Origin of the sequence: Streptomyces eurocidicus, assembly GCF_002891295.1 — a bacterium.
Classification (GTDB): Bacteria; Actinomycetota; Actinomycetes; order Streptomycetales; family Streptomycetaceae; genus Streptomyces; species Streptomyces eurocidicus.
Window position 1 is genome coordinate 475,913 of record NZ_LGUI01000002.1, and the last position, 15,927, is coordinate 491,839.

General features: G+C 73.5%; 15 protein-coding genes. 6 read left to right on the forward strand and 9 right to left on the reverse strand.

Translation table 11 applies throughout. The annotated features are described in order from the left end of the window. Positions 1 to 6 precede the first annotated feature (6 nt). Positions 7 to 1,137 carry an NAD(P)-binding domain-containing protein gene (locus tag AF335_RS07035; RefSeq protein ID WP_102917405.1) on the reverse strand — a complete coding sequence of 377 codons (1,131 nt, stop codon included), beginning with the start codon at positions 1,135 to 1,137 and terminating at the stop codon, positions 7 to 9. A 264-nt stretch (positions 1,138 to 1,401) separates the two neighbouring features. On the opposite strand from AF335_RS07035, the gene AF335_RS07040 reads away from it, so the two are divergent. Then, positions 1,402 to 2,166 carry a hypothetical protein gene (locus tag AF335_RS07040; RefSeq protein ID WP_102917406.1) on the forward strand — a complete coding sequence of 255 codons (765 nt, stop codon included), beginning with the start codon at positions 1,402 to 1,404 and terminating at the stop codon, positions 2,164 to 2,166. Between the two features lie 27 nt (positions 2,167 to 2,193). Continuing rightward, positions 2,194 to 2,616 carry a YjbQ family protein gene (locus tag AF335_RS07045; RefSeq protein WP_102917407.1) on the forward strand — a complete coding sequence of 141 codons (423 nt, stop codon included), beginning with the start codon at positions 2,194 to 2,196 and terminating at the stop codon, positions 2,614 to 2,616. A 126-nt stretch (positions 2,617 to 2,742) separates the two neighbouring features. Here the strand turns inward: AF335_RS07045 and AF335_RS07050 are convergent, their stop codons facing one another. Next, the gene (locus tag AF335_RS07050) at positions 2,743 to 3,672 is read right to left on the reverse strand and encodes a D-alanyl-D-alanine carboxypeptidase family protein (protein ID WP_102917408.1); all 930 of its coding nucleotides are present in this window, start codon (positions 3,670 to 3,672) and stop codon (positions 2,743 to 2,745) included. Positions 3,673 to 4,113: 441 nt separating this feature from the next. Next, positions 4,114 to 4,596 carry an Lrp/AsnC family transcriptional regulator gene (locus tag AF335_RS07055; protein WP_102917409.1) on the reverse strand — a complete coding sequence of 161 codons (483 nt, stop codon included), beginning with the start codon at positions 4,594 to 4,596 and terminating at the stop codon, positions 4,114 to 4,116. Between the two features lie 322 nt (positions 4,597 to 4,918). Here AF335_RS07055 and AF335_RS07060 point away from each other — a divergent pair, with 322 nt between their 5' ends. Both AF335_RS07060 and AF335_RS07065 read left to right on the forward strand, forming a co-directional pair. Beyond that, a complete protein-coding gene (locus AF335_RS07060) occupies positions 4,919 to 6,421 on the forward strand; it encodes an FUSC family protein (RefSeq protein WP_102917410.1) in 1,503 nt (500 codons plus the stop codon). A gap of 179 nt (positions 6,422 to 6,600) precedes the next feature. After that, positions 6,601 to 7,665, forward strand: a complete 1,065-nt coding sequence (locus AF335_RS07065; protein WP_102917411.1) for a lactonase family protein — start codon at positions 6,601 to 6,603, stop codon at positions 7,663 to 7,665. A gap of 243 nt (positions 7,666 to 7,908) precedes the next feature. On the opposite strand, the gene AF335_RS07070 is transcribed toward AF335_RS07065, so the two are convergent. The 4 genes from AF335_RS07070 to AF335_RS07085 all read right to left on the reverse strand — a co-directional run bounded on the left by AF335_RS07070 (position 7,909) and on the right by AF335_RS07085 (position 12,124). Then, entirely contained in the window at positions 7,909 to 8,853 is a 945-nt protein-coding gene (locus tag AF335_RS07070; RefSeq protein ID WP_102917412.1) for a sirohydrochlorin chelatase, read from the reverse strand. Between the two features lie 106 nt (positions 8,854 to 8,959). After that, positions 8,960 to 10,087 (reverse strand): N-acetylglucosamine kinase, encoded by a 1,128-nt coding sequence (locus AF335_RS07075; protein ID WP_102917890.1) that lies wholly within the window; start codon positions 10,085 to 10,087, stop codon positions 8,960 to 8,962. A 70-nt stretch (positions 10,088 to 10,157) separates the two neighbouring features. Beyond that, positions 10,158 to 10,835, reverse strand: a complete 678-nt coding sequence (locus AF335_RS07080; RefSeq protein WP_102917891.1) for a uracil-DNA glycosylase — start codon at positions 10,833 to 10,835, stop codon at positions 10,158 to 10,160. 194 nt (positions 10,836 to 11,029) lie between these two features. After that, positions 11,030 to 12,124, reverse strand: a complete 1,095-nt coding sequence (locus tag AF335_RS07085; protein ID WP_102917892.1) for an NADH:flavin oxidoreductase/NADH oxidase — start codon at positions 12,122 to 12,124, stop codon at positions 11,030 to 11,032. Positions 12,125 to 12,311: 187 nt separating this feature from the next. Between AF335_RS07085 and AF335_RS07090 the strand changes: the two genes are divergently transcribed. After that, on the forward strand, positions 12,312 to 12,680 hold the full coding sequence (locus tag AF335_RS07090) for an ArsR/SmtB family transcription factor (RefSeq protein WP_221505224.1): 369 nt from the start codon (positions 12,312 to 12,314) through the stop codon (positions 12,678 to 12,680). Positions 12,681 to 12,720: 40 nt separating this feature from the next. On the opposite strand, the gene AF335_RS07095 is transcribed toward AF335_RS07090, so the two are convergent. Next, positions 12,721 to 14,073 (reverse strand): FAD-dependent oxidoreductase, encoded by a 1,353-nt coding sequence (locus AF335_RS07095; protein WP_102917414.1) that lies wholly within the window; start codon positions 14,071 to 14,073, stop codon positions 12,721 to 12,723. 575 nt (positions 14,074 to 14,648) lie between these two features. On the opposite strand from AF335_RS07095, the gene AF335_RS07100 reads away from it, so the two are divergent. Further along, on the forward strand, positions 14,649 to 15,164 hold the full coding sequence (locus AF335_RS07100; protein ID WP_102917415.1) for a GNAT family N-acetyltransferase: 516 nt from the start codon (positions 14,649 to 14,651) through the stop codon (positions 15,162 to 15,164). Here AF335_RS07100 and AF335_RS07105 read toward each other — a convergent pair. Then, positions 15,161 to 15,811, reverse strand: a complete 651-nt coding sequence (locus tag AF335_RS07105) for a TetR/AcrR family transcriptional regulator (RefSeq protein ID WP_102917416.1) — start codon at positions 15,809 to 15,811, stop codon at positions 15,161 to 15,163. The genes AF335_RS07100 and AF335_RS07105 overlap by 4 nt on opposite strands. Between the last annotated feature and the right edge of the window lie 116 nt (positions 15,812 to 15,927).

Below are 15,927 nucleotides of genomic sequence, written 5' to 3' on the forward strand. Positions count from 1 at the left end.
CGCGCCTCATACTGCCGCAGCGACCGGCGGCTGGGAAGGACCGGTGGCGGGTCGGGTGCCGGCGGGGGTGTCCAGGAGCGTCCTGATCTCGCGTACCGCCCCGCGGCCCGCCCTGTTCGCCCCGATGGTGCTCGCCGAGGGCCCGTAGCCGACCAGGTGGACGCGAGGGTCGCGGACGGCTCGTGTGCCCTCGACGCGGATGCCGCCGCCGGGCTCGCGCAGCCTCAGGGGGGCCAGGTGGTCGATCACGGCCCGGAAGCCGGTGGCCCAGAGGATGACGTCGGCGGTCACCGAGGTGCCGTCGGCCCATGCCACCCCGTCCGGGGTGAGGCGGTCGAACATCGGTCGGCGGACGAGCACACCCGCCGCGCGGGCCCGCTCCATGGCCGCCGTCATCGGCAGCCCGGTCACGGACACCACGCTCTGGGGCGGCAACCCCTGGCGCACGCGTTCCTCCACGAGGGCCACCGCGTTCCGCCCCCGGTCCTCGTCGAAGGGGCCCTCGCGGAAGGCGGGCGGCCGACGGGCGACCCAGGTCGTCTCCGCCCCCGCCTCGGCGATCTCCATCAAGTGCTGTACGCCGGAGGTGCCGCCGCCCACGACGACCACGCGCTGTCCGGCGAACTCCCAGGGGCCCGGGTAGTTCGCGGTGTGGAGCTGGCGGCCGCGGAAGATCTCCTGGCCGGGGTAGCGTGGCCAGAAGGGGCGGTCCCAGGTGCCGGTGGCGTTGATCAGGGCACGGGCCGACCACACGCCCTCGGAGGTCTCGACCCGTAGCCGGCCCCCGTCGCCCTCGCGCACGGCGCGTACCCCCACCGGGCGGCGTACGCGCAGGTCGAAGGCGCGTTCGTACTCCGCGAAGTACGTGCTGATCACCTCGGAGGAGGGCCGCGCGTCATCGGCCCCGGTCAGCTCCATACCGGGCAAGGCGTGCATGCCGTGCACCTTGCCGTAGGTGAGCGAGGGCCAGCGGAACTGCCAGGCCCCGCCCGGTGCCGGCGCGTGGTCCAGGACGACGAAGTCCCGGTCGGGTTCGTACCCCGCCCGGCGCAGGTGGTAGGCGCTGGACAGGCCCGCCTGCCCGGCGCCGATCACCACGACGTCCACCTCGCGCTCACGCACCACAGCGTTGTTCATATTTCTACTAACTCGACGGAGGGGAGATCTCTTCCCGAGGGTCCGAAGGGCGCGAGGAGCCCCGGGACCGTCTGCCGCCCGGATCCGACCGGGCGCCGCATGTGGTTGCGCGCAGGCATAGGGATCCGGCCATGGGCGCTCGCGCTCCTACGGGAGCCGCGGCGTGCCCTTACGCGCCGGGCGCACGTGTGGGCAGCCGCAACCGGAAGCCGTGCGCCGCCGTCTCATAGCAACGCATCATCACCGCATCGGGGGAGTTGACAAATGGTCATGCTCATCTTCCGACTGTTAGCAGAGGCCGTCGCGGGCAGCGTGGTGACCTGGATCCTCTCGCATCTGGGGGACCTCGGCACCTTCGTGGGTCTGCTGGGGAGCGGCGGACTGCTCGGCGGCACGATCTTCTTCGACAAGGCCCAGGCCGGACTGGCTCGTTTCGGTGCCGCTGTCGTCGTGTTCGTCGCACCGTTCTTCGGCGCCAACGCGTACGAGCGCCACGAGGGAAAGCCCATCGCGGCGGTCGTCGCCGAGGAGCCACGCACCGGTACCACGTGGGGCAAGACCGGCGGTTCCGTGCTCGACAAGATCACCTCCAACGACGACAAGCCCCCGGCCTGCCCCGGCGGCGGCACTTCGCCGGGCTGTGGCGGGACCGCCCCCACCGCACCGTCCGCCGTCTCGACCCGTAGCCCGTCCCCAGGGCCGGGCGGCACGCCGAGCCGGAGTCCCAGCGCCCCGCCGAGCCCGACCGTGCCCCGAAGCCCGTCACCCACCGCACCCCCGTCCCCCAGCTCCGGCACCACGAACGGCATGACGGGCGGTACGACGAACGGTACGACGAACGGCATGACGGGCGGCACCGAAGGGGGCGGCCGGACGCCGTCGCCCACGGCCCGGCGCACGTCGCCCCCGCCCGTTCCGAACCCGAACCCGGACCCCGCCCCGAACGGTGACCGGAACAGTCCGGCTGGCCCGCCCGGCGGCCCCGGCGCCGTGCCCGACCGGGCCCGGAGCGGGGTGCCGACGCCCTGAGAATCCGTGCGGCGTTACGGTGAGGAAATGGCTGACACCTTCACCACCCGCACGCTCAGCGTTCCGACGGGCTCCGTCGAGACCGTGTACGACCTGACGGACGCGTGCTCCGCATTCCTCCAGGAGGCCGCCCGGGGGCGCGACGGACTGCTGAACGTCTTCACGCCCCACGCGACCGCCGGCCTGGCCGTGATCGAGACCGGTGCCGGCAGCGATGACGACCTCCTGGCCGCCCTCCACGACCTCCTCCCGGCCGACGACCGCTGGCGCCACCGCCACGGCACCCCCGGCCACGGCCGGGACCATGTGCTCCCTGCCCTGGTGCCACCGCACGCCACGCTCCCGGTGATCGGGGGCGAACTGGCGCTGGGGACATGGCAGTCGGTCGTCCTGGTCGATACGAACGTGGACAACCCCGACCGCCACGTCCGGCTTTCCTTCCTCGGCTGAGGGAGCGGCGAAGCCGGCGAGGAAAACCCAAGAGCCGACGGGATCGCAAAAAACGCCCCTATGGGAGCACTCCCATAGGGGCATCGTCCGGTTACTCGGACATGCATTCGCCCATAGGGGCGGCCGTCAGTCCTGCTGCGCCGAATCCGGCAGCTGACGGAGTTTGACGTCCGATCGGGTCTTCGTCTTGAAGGCCCAGTCCAGCATCTTCACGGCGTCCGGATAGCGCTGCGCGGGGTCGTTGAGGATGACGCCCACGACGGTCCGGCCGTCCCGCTGGGCGGCGAAGACCAGGCAGGGGCCGGCCGCGGTGCCGGTGCCCGTCTTGATGCCGAGCGCGCCCTTGTAGGAGCCCAGCAGCTTGTTCGTGTTGTCCCAGTAGTACGTGCGGTTGACGTTCGCGGCCTTCTGCTGGGTCGACGTCGTCCTCACGACCGTGCGGAAGGTGCTGTTCGACAGCGCGTGACCGGCGAGCCTGGCCGAATCCCGCGGCGAGGTGTAGTTGGCGCCCTTCGCCGATATGCCGTCGAAGGAGTCGTACCTGGTGTTCTTCATGCCCAGATCGGCGGCCTTCTTGTTCATCTTGGAGATGAACGAGGCGGTGCGGGCCGATTCGCTGTTGCCCGTGCCGAAGGTGTCGGCGAGTGCGTAAGCGGCGTCGCACCCGGAGGGCAGCATCAGGCCGTACAGCAGCTGCCGCACGGTCATCTTGTCGCCGGTCCGCAGGTCGGCGGTGCTCGCCCCGTTCCGCGTCACGTAGTCGCGGTAGGACTGCTTGACGGTGACCTTCTTGTCGAGGTCCACACCCCGGGTGTCCAGGACGACCGTCGCGGTCATGATCTTGGTGGTGCTGGCCATCTGCCGCCGGGTGTCGGCGTCCTTGGCCCACAGCTGGCGGTTCTTGCCGCTGTCGAGCAGGAACGCGCCCTTCGCGGCCACCGCCGGGCCGCTCGCGGCCTCCGCGGACGTCGCGGGGAGTGCGACGGCGACCGCCGCGGTCGAGGCGATCAGGGCCGCGCCCCACCGGCGGGCCGGTCTTCCCTCACATCGCTCCATCTATGCCTCTGTTTCTCGAGTGCCGGTTCTCGCGTGTCGAGTCGAGCGAGCAGATGATCGCACCAACGCTTTCGCCAGGAGAAACCGGGATCCGCTCGAACGCCTCCCGAGCCCCGCGAGTTGACCCGCTTCGCGCCGAATTCCTTCCGGGCGAGGAGCGGAGACGGGCGCACGCACCCGGAGAAAGGGGATACCGGAGGCCCTCGGCGGACGGGCCACGGAGGCGCGCCGCACGTCGGAGGGGCGCGGGCCCGCATGCCGTACCGCGCGACCCCGGCCACCGGCGCCGTGGCAATTCGATCCGCTGCCCATGGGCGTTCCATCGGGATCGGAAATGACCGGGGAGTGCCAAGTAATGAAGGAACGCGTTTCCGGTGAATAGGGGAGGTGCTCACGCGCCCCAGGATGCGGACGGAAACCCGCCCGATGGCCAGGGCCCCGTCACGAACTACGCTGAGCCGCCCGCCCCACCGCGTCCACGAGCGGCACCATCCGGTACGGAACCCGTTCGCGCAATACGACCTCGGTGCGCGTACGCACCACTCCGGGAAGCTGTACGAGCAGCTGGATCACGTCCTCCAAGTGCCCGGCGTCCCGCGCGACGACGCGCGCCATCATGTCGCCGCCCCCGGTGATGGAGAACGCCTCGATGATCTCGGGGACCTCGGCCAGGGAGGTCGCCACCGGGTCGAGGTGCCCCTGGGTGACCTCGATATGGACGAAGGCCAGCACGGGGTGGCCGAGCGCGGCGGGGGAGAGGCGCGGTCCCGTCCCCGTGATCACCCCGTCCCGCTCCAGCCGGTCCAGGCGGGCCTGGAGCGTGCCGCGCGCGATGCCCAGCAGCCGTGCGTACTCGCGCACGCTGGTGCGTGGCTGCTCCAGCAGCAACCGGAGGATCTTCGAGTCCAAAGCGTCCACAGCCATGCGCCGACGGCCTCCTCATGGTCGGGATTCCCGGCCGGTCAATGTACCAATGGCTCATCCCGTCGGCCTGGAGAGCCTCTCGGCGCCCGTTCGGAGGGGTGACGGGACCACGCCATACGGACCGGCGGCCGGACGAGGGCGCCATTGGTCCTCCTCCGGCCGGAAACCTGGCCTCAAGGCTGTGCCATTGGCCCAGCGGAATTCGCCTCTCTTGAGCCAACAGCCGATGAGATGTTGTGATGGAGCAGTCGATGGCGCCGCGGATGATCCCGTGGCGCCTTTTTTATGCCGGAATGTAGAAGGGGCGGCAGCTCTGAAGAGAATGTTCGTGGCACCGGACCCGGGCCGGGTCAGACTGCGCACCGCCGCCCGCGCCGTCCTGGGCGTGGGCTTCGCGGTCACCGTCGTGGAGCTGTCCGGCCTGCCACTGCCCGCCACCGTCGCGGGCGGCCTGGCGGCGCTGCTCGCCATGTTCACCGTCGGCGACCCGACCGCGCGGCGCCAGGTGGTCACCACCGCCCTGCTGCCCGTCGTCGGCTTCCCCGTGCTCGCGCTGGCCGCCGCCCTGCACGGCATGCCGCTGCTCCGCGACGCGGCCTTCCTCGCGGTGGTCTTCGCCGGGGTCTACGCCCGGCGCTGGGGTGCGCGCGGACAGGCCCTCGGGATCTTCGGCTTCATGATGTTCTTCGCCACGCAGTTCCTGCACGCCGTCCCCGCGCAGCTGCCCCAGCTGTACGTGGCCGTGCTGCTGTCCCTCGCCGCGTGCGGGCTCGTCCGCTTCGGCGTCTGGTGCTTCGAACGCCGCACCCCGCCGCCCGCGGGCCCCGCCCCGCTCGCGGCCCGCGGCCTGGCACGCCCCACGACGCGCCTGGCGTTCCAGAACACCTTCGCCTGCGCCCTCGCCCTCGGCGTCGGCCAGCTCGTCTCCGACGAGCGCTGGTACTGGGCCGTCGGCACCGCCTGGTGGATCTTCGTCAACACCGCCTCGCGCGGCGAGACCCTCGTGCGCGGCTTCCGCCGGGTCGTCGGCACGCTGGCCGGCATCGTCGTCGGCCTGCTGGTCGCGGTGCCGCTGCACGGCGCGCCGGGGCCCACCGCCCTCCTCGTCGCCGTCTGCGTCTTCGGGATCTTCTACACGGCCGCGCCCTCGTACAGCTGGATGATGTTCTTCGTGACCGTCATGGCCGGTCTGCTCTACGGGCTCCTCGGCGTGCTCCACCCCGGCCTGCTCGCCCTGCGCTTCGAGCAGACCCTCGTGGGGGCCGCCGGCGCGGCGCTCGCCGTCGCCCTCGTCCTGCCCGTCACCACCCACGCCGCCACCGACGCCTGGATCCAGCGCGCTCTGCTGGCCGTGCGGCACTGCACGGCGGAGGCCGCCCGGCGGCTGGCCGGCGACGAGTCCGCCGACCCCGCCCCGCACGTCGCCGAGCTGGAACTCCTCCTCGGCAAGGTCCGCGTATCCCTCGCGCCCCTCCTGCACCCGCTCAGCCCCCTGCGCGTCCGTAAGGAGCGCGCCCGGCAGGTCATGCTGCACCTCGACGACTGCGCCCGGCAGGCGCGCGGCCTGGCGGCCGTCGCGGCCGACCCGGACGCCTCGCACGACGCCCGGCTCACCGCCGCCTGCCAGCGGGTCGAGACGGCGCTCCACGGGCTGGTCGCGCCCGGCGGCCAGCAGGTGCCCCCGGCCGCCGCCCTCGACGCCGTCCCGCACCACCACCCCGGTGCCGAGCGCGCGCTCGCCCATCTGCGCGAGCTCGAAGAGGCGCTCTCCTCGCTCGCCGAGCCGCTGCGCGGCAACCCGCGCGGAGTGTTCGCCGAAGCCTGACGCGCCCGTCGTCCTCGAACGGCCTCCGCACGCTCCTCCGGGACCGTTCCGGCACCTCCGTGCCGGACGGTCCCGGAGCCCGTTCCGGACACCGGCATCTTCCTGACACGGCCCTGACCTCGCTCTGTCGGTACCTGCGTGTAGCGTCGGAGACACACGTGGTCCGAGGGGAGGGCGGCATGGTGATCAGCAGCGCACGGCCGAGGCGCCGGGGAAGCCTCGCGTACATCGGTTCGTTCACGGAGACGGGCGGCCCCGGCCTGACCGTCGCCGAGGTCGACCCCGACACCGGCGGCCTGACCCCGGTGCACTCCACCGACGCGGTCGTGAACCCGTCGTTCCTCACCCTCTCGCCCGGCGCCGACGTGCTCTACGCGGTGAGCGAGACCGACGAAGGCGCCGTCGCGGCCTTCTCCCTCGCCGACCCCGTACGGCCCGAGCCGCTCGGCGCGCCCGTCCCCGTGCGCGGCGACGGCCCCACCCACCTCGTGTTCACCGGCACCCATGTGTTCACCGCCAACTACGGTTCGGGCAGTGTGAGCGCCCTGCCGGTCCGTACGGGCGGCGCCCTGGGCGCGCCCGCGACGGTCCTCCCGCACCGGGGCGGCGGGCCGGTCGCCGACCGCCAGGAGGCCCCGCACGCGCACGCCGTCGTGCCCGACCCCTCCGGCCGCTGGCTCCTCGCCGTCGACCTCGGTACGGACTCGGTGTGGATCCACGCCCTGGACCCGGTGTCCGGCCTGCCCCGCCCGCACCACGAGACGCCGTTCCGACCGGGCACGGGCCCCCGGCACCTCGTCTTCCACCCGCGCGGCGACCGCGCCTACGTGCTCAACGAGCTGGAGTCGACGGTCGTGGTGTGCCGCTGGGACGCGGCGAAGGGGACCCTGGAGCCACTGGGCGAGACCCGCGTCGTGCCGCCGGACGCCGGGGTCGTGAACTATCCGTCGGCGCCCGTGGTCGCGCCTGACGGACGCTTCCTGTGGGTCGCCAATCGCGGCCACGACAGCATCACCACCCTCGCCCTCGACGCGTCGGGCGAGGGCCTCGAACTCCGCTCCGCGGTCGGCTGCGGAGGCCGGTGGCCCCGGGATCTGACGCTCCATCCGTCGGGACGCCATCTGTACGCGGCCAACGAGCGCTCCGGCGACGTCGCGTGGTTCACCGTCGATCCCGCCACCGGCATACCGCGGCCCGGCGGCACGCTTCCGGTGGCCGCCGCGTCCTGCGTGATCTTCGCCTGAGACGGCGGGGGCTCCGACCGGCCGGAGCCGGTTCCGGGGTCCTCCCGGCGCCTCACCCTCAAGCTGAAGTTCAGGGTGAGACCGCGAGAGGTCCCGAGCGCGTGCGACCGGCCCGTCAGGCGTGTCGACCCGCCCCCGGACGCGCCGGAGGGGCCCCCGCCGGGCGGGAGCCCCTCTCCGGACGCCTTACGGGCCGCGGGGCCCGTCGGGCGGTTACGGCTCGTGCGCGGTGTGCGGCGCCGCTCAGCGGCCCGGTACGCCCTGCGGCGACGGCTGGGGCGTGATGCCCAGGACGCTCGCGTACTTCGCCAGGGCCAGCTTGCCGATCGCCGGGTAGGCGCCCAGCGGCTCGGCCGCGGCGCAGGAGATCTCGCGCGCGGCCTCGGCGGCGAGACCCTCGGCCACCTCGGGGCCGATCAGACACGGCGCGAGCGCCAGCTGCCGGGAGCCGGCGCCGCGCAGCTGCTCGGCGGCGCGGGCGACGGCGCCCTCCTCGTCCAGCGCGGCGGCCAGCACGGGCACGGCCAGTCGGGCGGAGAGCAGCATTCCGGTGATGCCGGCGGCCTGCACGGCCTCCTCGCCGCCCACCGTCGCCAGGATGATCCCGTCGGCGGCGGTTGCAACTGTGAACAGTCGGGCGCGGTCGGCGCGGGCCAGCCCGGCCTCCGAGAGGCGCACGTGCAGCGCCTCGGCGAGCAGCGGGTGCGGGCCGAGCGTGTCGGTGAGCTCGGTGACGGAGCCGCTGTTCATGACCGACTGGCGTATCCGCCGGAGGAGCGCGTTGTCGGGTCCGGCGAGCAGCGGCACGGTGATGGCGGTGGGCCAGCGGTCCCAGGAGTCGGCGGCGTCCGCCGCGGAGCCGGAGGCTTCGGCTTCGCGCGCGCGAGCGGCGCGCTGGGCGGCCGCGTGCGCGAGGACGGACTCCAGCGACGGATAGCCGCCGCTGTCGCCCTGCGCGTCCACGTAGCCGATCCGGGCGTCGATGCCGGGGAGTTCGGAGCGGGCGATGCTCAGAATCTCCTCGGCCAGGCCGCGGGTGGCGGGCTCGGGCGTCCCCGGCACGGCGAGGACCAGCGGAGGCGCACCCACCGGCGCGGCCGCTGGCTCCGGTCGCCGATGCCGTCCGGGCTGACGGGGACGCGGCATTCGTACGGGCAGGCCAGGCGCGGGCCCTGTGGGGGAGCTCATGGCGCCGCATGTTAGTCGTTCATCGCACCGGACCGTTCGGGTGGGTCCGTCCCGGTCTTGTCTGTCCGGATTTATTCGCCCGCGCATACGACGAATGAAGGAGTGTTCAGCAAATGATACGTAGCATCGCGGGGTCGGTCGGCACCCGGAGACTGTCCGTCACCAACGCTCCCGCCACGGCCGACGCGCCGTCCAGCGGCTCGCCCGCAGCCTCGACCGGCCGCGCATGAGGTAGTTGCTTTTGCAATTCTTCGTGCACGGGTACGAGCAGGGGATCGCCCATCCGGAACAATCCGCCGACGAGTGCCACTTCGCACGTCGCACCCGCCTCTTCCGCCACCCCGCCCGGTGGTGCCCCGGCCCCGGGATCCGGCCCCGTCCGGCCGGAAATCACCCGACCGGAAATGTGGGGGGTGTCGTATATTTCGGGCACCGCGCCGGAGGGCGGGCAGGCCGCCGCGGCCGCTCCGGCGATGTGCCAGGCGGCCTCGCGGAGGACGGCGGCGGCGACCGGGTCGGTCGCCGCGCACGCGGCGACCTCGGGGGCGAAGGCGGCGAGCACGGCGGGACGATCCGCCCGTGGGTACAGCAGGCCGGGCAGCCGCTCCGGGGGGCCGAACACGGCGCGCAGCCGGTCCAGCAGCGCCTTCGACCCGCCGGCCCGGCCGTCGTGCGCCCGCATGGCCGCTTCCAGCCCGGCGCGCCCGATCCAGGCACCGCCGCCGCAGTCGCCGAGCAGGTGCCCCCAGCCGTCCGCGCGCCGCCAGCCGCCCTCGGGCGTCAGATCGGTGCCCAGGGCGACCATGCCCGTACCGGCGGCCACGACGACACCCGGACGCTGTCCCAGGGCTCCCACGTACGCGGTGACCGCGTCCGAGGCCAGGGCCAGCCGCCGGGTGCCGAGCGCCTCGCGCAGGGCCGCGGGAAGGACTGCGCGGAGATCGTCCCCGAGCGCGGCCATCCCGGCCGCGCCCACGCAGACGGCCTCACAGCGCCCGCCGCCCGCGTCGGCGGCCCCGCCGGGCGCCCGTTCGAGCAGCTCCCGGGCGGCGGGCAGCACCTGCTCCAGGAGGCTCCGGGCGTCGATGCCGGACGGGCCGACGACGGCGGGTACGGAGGAGGACCAGCGCAGCGAAGGGCCCCCGCCGTCGGCGGGGGCCAGGGCGACCCGGATGCCCGAGCCGCCGGAGTCGACACCCAGGACAAGGCCGGAAGGCCGTGCCGTCGGAGTCATCGGAGCGGTCGTCTCCGCGGGACCTGGCGCGACGGCGTCCCGGACGTCCGCGACGGCGCCGCGCGGCGGGTCACGGAAGCCGCCAGTCCACCGGAGCCGCCCCTTGCCGGGCCAGCAGCTCATTGGCCCGGCTGAACGGCCGGGAGCCGAAGAAACCGCGGTCGGCCGACATGGGGGAGGGGTGCGCGGACTCCACGGACGGCACCTGGCCGAGCAGCGGACGCAGATTACGGGCGTCACGGCCCCACAGGATCGCCACCATCGGGTCGCCCCGGGCGACCAGCGCCCGGATCGCCTGCTCGGTGACCTCCTCCCAGCCCTTGCCGCGGTGCGCCGCCGGCTTGCGCGGGGCCGTGGTCAGCGCGCGGTTGAGGAGCAGCACGCCCTGACGCGTCCACGGGGTCAGATCCCCGTTCGAGGGCCGCGGCAGCCCCAGGTCCGTGTGCATCTCGCGGTATATGTTCTCCAGACTGCCCGGCAGCGGCCGTACCTCCGGCGCGACCGAGAAGCTCAGCCCCACGGCATGACCCGGTGTCGGGTACGGGTCCTGACCGACGATCAGCACTCTCACTTCGTCGAAGGGCTGCTGGAAGGCCCGCAGCACATTCGCGCCCGAGGGCAGGTACGTACGGCCCGCGGCGATCTCGGCGCGCAGGAAGTCACCCATCGCGGCGATCCGCCCGGCCACCGGCTCCAGCGCCTTGGCCCAGCCCGGTTCGACGATCTCATTCAACGGTCGTGCAGCCACGGGCGTCACCCTACTGGCTCAGTCCGTTCCCGTACGAACGCGCTTCCCGCCACTGTCCGTGCGAACCCCGCCGCGGTACGGCCCCGCGCTGTTCCGCCGTCCCCCGGACGAGTGATCGGCCCGCCCGCGCGGAGGCGGGCCGGGCGCCTCCGGGGACCGTCGGCCGGTGCTCCCCGGAAGCGCGTAAGGGCAGGTCAGAAGGCCCTGCCGTACTGCTTCGGCGTCCGCTTGGCGGCACCCAGCGCGTCGGCGGCGCGGTGCGCCCAGTGCGGGTCGCGCAGCAGCTCGCGGCCGAGCAGGACCGCGTCGGCCTCGCCCGAGGCGATGATCTTCTCGGCCTGCTCGGGCTCGGTGATCAGCCCCACCGCGGCGGCCGGGAGTCCGGCCTCGTCCTTCACCCGGCTCGCGAACGGCACCTGGTAGCCGGGGCCGACCGGGATGGCCGCGTCACCGACGAGCCCGCCGGTGGAGACGTCGAGCAGGTCCACGCCGTGGGCCCGCAGTTCGCGGGCCAGGGCCACGGTCTGGTCGGCCGTCCAGCCCTCGCGCCCGTCGTCGGCGTTCTCCGACAGCCAGTCGGTGGCCGAGACGCGGAAGAGGACCGGCAGGTCCTCCGGCCACACCGCGCGCACGGCGTCGACGACCTCCAGGGCGAACCGGACGCGGTTCTCGAAGGAGCCGCCGTACGCGTCGGTGCGCCGGTTGCTGTGCGGGGAGAGGAATTCGTGGATGAGGTAGCCGTGCGCGCCGTGCACCTCGACGACCTCGAAGCCCGCGGCCAGGGCGCGCCGGGCGGCGTCCCCGAACTGTCCCACGATCTCCTGGATCTGCTCCACCGTCAGCTCGGCGGGCGTGGGGTGACGGTCGTCGAAGGGGACGGCGCTCGGGGCGAGCGTCGGCCACGCCTCGTCGGCGTCGGCGTACCCGCTGCCGTGCCAGGGGCGCTTCGTCGACGCCTTACGGCCGGCGTGCGCTATCTGGATGCCGGGAACCGTGCCCCGCTCCTTGAGGAAGGCGGTGATCCGGCGCAGCGCCTCGGCCTGGGTGTCGTTCCAGATGCCCAGGTCTCCGGGGCTGATCCGGCCCTCGGGGCTGACGGCCGTCGCCTCCAGCAGGATCAGTCCGGCGCCGCCGGTGGCGCGGGCGGCGTAGTGGGCGAAGTGCCAGTCCCGCGCCACGCCCGCGTTCGGTCCGAACGCGTCCGCGGAGTACTGGCACATGGGTGCCATCCAGACGCGGTTGGGGAAGGTCAGTGACCGAAGGGAGTAAGGCTCGAAGAGTGCGCTCACGCTCACAACAGACTCCAAATGCGCTACACGGATGGGGCAACGGGCGCGGTGTCCGCCGCTGGGCGTCGACCACGGTTCGTACGATACCCATCGTAGTACGCCAGATGTCAAACTACGAGGATCCTCGTACAATGGGTTTCTCGCCCGGCACCGACGGCGAGTAACGACCGAGCCCGAAGGAGCAGCCGTGCGGACACAGCCCCGGCCCCCGTCGACCGGCCGCTCCCTGGAGCACCCCGACCGTGACCTGATCCGCCTCGAGGACGTGCTGCACGCGCTCTCCGACCCCATGCGCCTGCGGATCGTGTGCACGCTCGCGGGTTCCGAGGCCGAGCAGAGCTGTTCCGTCTTCGACCTCCCGGTGAGCAAGTCCACGACCACGCACCACTTCCGGGTGCTCCGCGAGAGCGGTGTGATCAGCCAGATCTACCGGGGGACCGCCAAGATGAACGCGCTGCGCCGCGACGACCTGGAGGAGCTCTTCCCCGGGCTGCTCGGCAGCGTCCTCGCCGCGGCCGACCGCCAGGCGGCGCGCCGGGAGACCGCCGCGCGATAGGCGTCCACGGCCCCGTCGCCGCCCGTCCGGACCGTGCGCCTCAGCCCCGCGCGCCGTGGGCGGCGGCCAGCAGGCCCTCCCAGTCCGGGATCTTCACCGGACCCCGGCCCAGGCTCCGCCCGAGCGCGGCCTCCGCCGCCTCGATCCCCAGCCAGCCCGGCCACTCGACGGGCTCCCGGCCCGCCGCCCGCAGCGCGGCGCGCGCGTCCGCCGCCGGACGCCGCGCCAGCAGCGCCCCCGCGTCCTCGAGCAGCGACGCCACGGTCTCCTTGGCGCACGAGCGATTGGTCCCGATCACCCCGGTCGGCCCGCGCTTGATCCACCCCGCCACGTACTCGCCCGGCGACGGCGTACCGTCCCGCAGCACCCTTCCCCGGTCGTGCGGGACCGTCCCGCTGCCCTCGTCGAACGGCAGCCCCGCGATCGGCACCCCGCGATAGCCCACCGACCGCAGCACCAGCCCCGCCTCGATCTCCTCGAACCGCCCCGTGCCCGTCACCCCGCCCCGCCCGTCCGGAACGGTCCGCTCGAAGCGCACCGCGCGCACCGCCTCCTCGCCGAGCAGCGCCACCGGGCGCAGGAAGAACCGCAGTCGGATGCGGCGCGCCCGGCCGAGCGCCGGCCGCTCCGCCCAGCCGCGCAGCACCTCGACGTTGCGCCGGACGGCCGACGGCAGCCCGGACGGATCGGCCCACCCCGCGTCCAGCGCCGCCTCCTCGGGCCGTACGAGCGTCTCGGCGCCCGGCAGCGCCCCCAGTTCGCGCAGCTCCTTCGTGGTGAACCGGGCCTGGGACGGGCCGCGCCGGCCCACCATGTGGACGTCCGTGACCCGGCTGTCGCCGAGCGCGGCCAGGGCCGCGTGCGGTACGTCGGTGTGCCGCAGTTCCGCGGCGCCGCGCGCCAGCACCCGGGCCACGTCGACCGCCACATTGCCCACCCCGATGACGACCGCCGAGCGCGCGCCGAGCACGAAGCCGCCCGGGGCGGCGTCCGGATGGGCGCTGTACCAGGAGACGAACTCGGTGGCGGAGAAGCTCCCGGGCAGGTCCTCGCCGGGGATCCCGAGCCGCCGGTCGGTCGCGGCCCCGACGCAGTAGACCACCGCGTGGTAGAGGTCCAGCAGCCGCCGGGGCGCCAGCTCGTGCGGGCCGTCGCCCACCGCGACATTGCCGAGGAAGGTGATGCCCGGGTGCTCCAGCGTGGTGCGCAGGGTGTTCTGCAGCGACTTGATCTTCTCGTGGTCGGGCGCGACGCCGTAGCGCACCAGGCCGTACGGGCACGGCAGGCGGTCCAGGACGTCCACCGTCACCCCGGGGACCGTCCGCTGCTGGACGAGGGCCTGTGCGGCGTAGACCCCGCTCGGTCCCGATCCCACGACTGCGACGCGAAGCACGCCGGGCCCCTTCCCGCGGCCGGGCCGCAGACGTCCCGCAGAGACGTCCAGGATGGCACCGGGGGAGAGGATGCGGGAGAGGCACAGGAGACCGGCGGCGGCCGGAAAGCGGCGGACCGGCCCCGGGCACCGAGCCGGACGCACCGCTTCCGGCCGCTTCCGGCCGAGGAATCCCGAGGCCGTGACGGGTGGATTCCGGGGCGCTTAATTGACGGGCGCGCCCTCACCCGCGCGTGTTAACGTGAGGATCGTTCGTGTTCGACCGGATTTTTGAGCGAGTGGGGAGGTGAGGTTGATGACCGTGCTGATGACCGCTGCCATGTGCGGCGCCCGGACCATCCTCACGTCCCGGGCCCCGGTCTGACCGCTTCCCGATCCGTCCGCGCGACGAGCCTTCCGCTCGGCGCGGTGGTCGCCTCCGTGTGCTGACCGGGCCCCTTCCCGCAAGGGCCCTCCGATTGTTCCGCAGTCCTCTTCTCCTTTCGGTCCTCCGTCTGTCCTCCTGGCGGACCGAGAGCACCGGGCCCTTCGGGAACGACTCCTACCGATCCCAAGAAACGGATAGTCATCCCGTCATGAACACTCGCACCGACTGGATCACCCGCACCGAGACCGACGCCGACGTCCCCGCGATCCGCGCCGTGGTCCTCGCCGCGTTCGACACCCCCCAGGAGGCCGATCTCGTCGACGCCCTGCGCGCCGACGCCTCCTGGATCCCGGACCTCTCCGTGGTCACCCTGACCCCGGACGGCACCGTCGTCGGCCATGCGCTGCTGACCCGCTGTCACATCGGCGACGCCCCGGCCCTCTGCCTGGCCCCCGTCGCCGTGCTCCCGGAACACCAGAAGACCGGCGCCGGCGCCGCGGCCGTACGCGCCGCGCTCGACGCCGCCAGGGTCATGGGCGAGCACGCCGTCACCGTGCTCGGACACCCCGGCTACTACCCGAAGTTCGGCTTCACCCGCGCCTCCGCGCACGGGATCCGTCCCCCCTTCGACGTCCCGGACGAGGCCATGATGGTCCTCGGCCTCGACGGGGGCCGGCCGCTGCCCGGCGGCACCATCCGCTACGCGGCCCCGTTCGGCGTCTAGGCCGGGCGGCCGGTCCCGCGCCGCGCCGGGGCGTCGAAGCCCTCGCGCGGCGCGGGACCGGGCGGCACGCCCAGCCCCCAGTCCAGCCCGTACCGCCGGAACAGCTCGGCGCGCAGCGGCTCGACGGGCATCGGCGCCCCCGGCAGCAGGACGGCCACGACCGTGCCCATCAACAGGGCGCGCAGCAGCCGGTAGTCGGTGTCCGGGTCGGCCGAGCCGTAGCGCTCCATGGTGTCGCGCAGCAGGTGGGCGAGGCGCTGCTGCTCCGGGCACCGCATGAAGCCCTCCTCCTGGAGAATGCCCGCCATGTGCGTGCGCATCAGCAACGGGCGTTCGCGGGCCAGGCCGAGGACCACATCTATCGACCTCGCCAGCCGCTCCCCGCCGTCCACGGCGCACGGCGGGCGCTCCAGCTCCGCGGCCAGTTCCAGGTGCATCAGCCGGTGCACGGCGGACTGGAGTAACTGCCGTTTGCCGGGGAAGTAGTACGACACCAGGCCGCGCGCCGCGCCCGCCCGGTCCGCGATGTCGGCGAGCGTCGTCGCCTCATAGCCGCGCTCGGCCACGAGTTCGACGGTGGCTTCGAGCAGCCGCTCGCGGGAGCGGCGCCGCAACTCCTCGTTGACGGACGCGCTGCGGGGAGACATGTCCAACTCCTGGGTTGACTGGCTCCGAGCCAACTATACTCAGCGTGTCTCCGGTTCTCCTCGCCGCCGCCGTGCAGGCAGGGATCCGGTGCGTCCGCTGATCGGGCGCCGCGGGG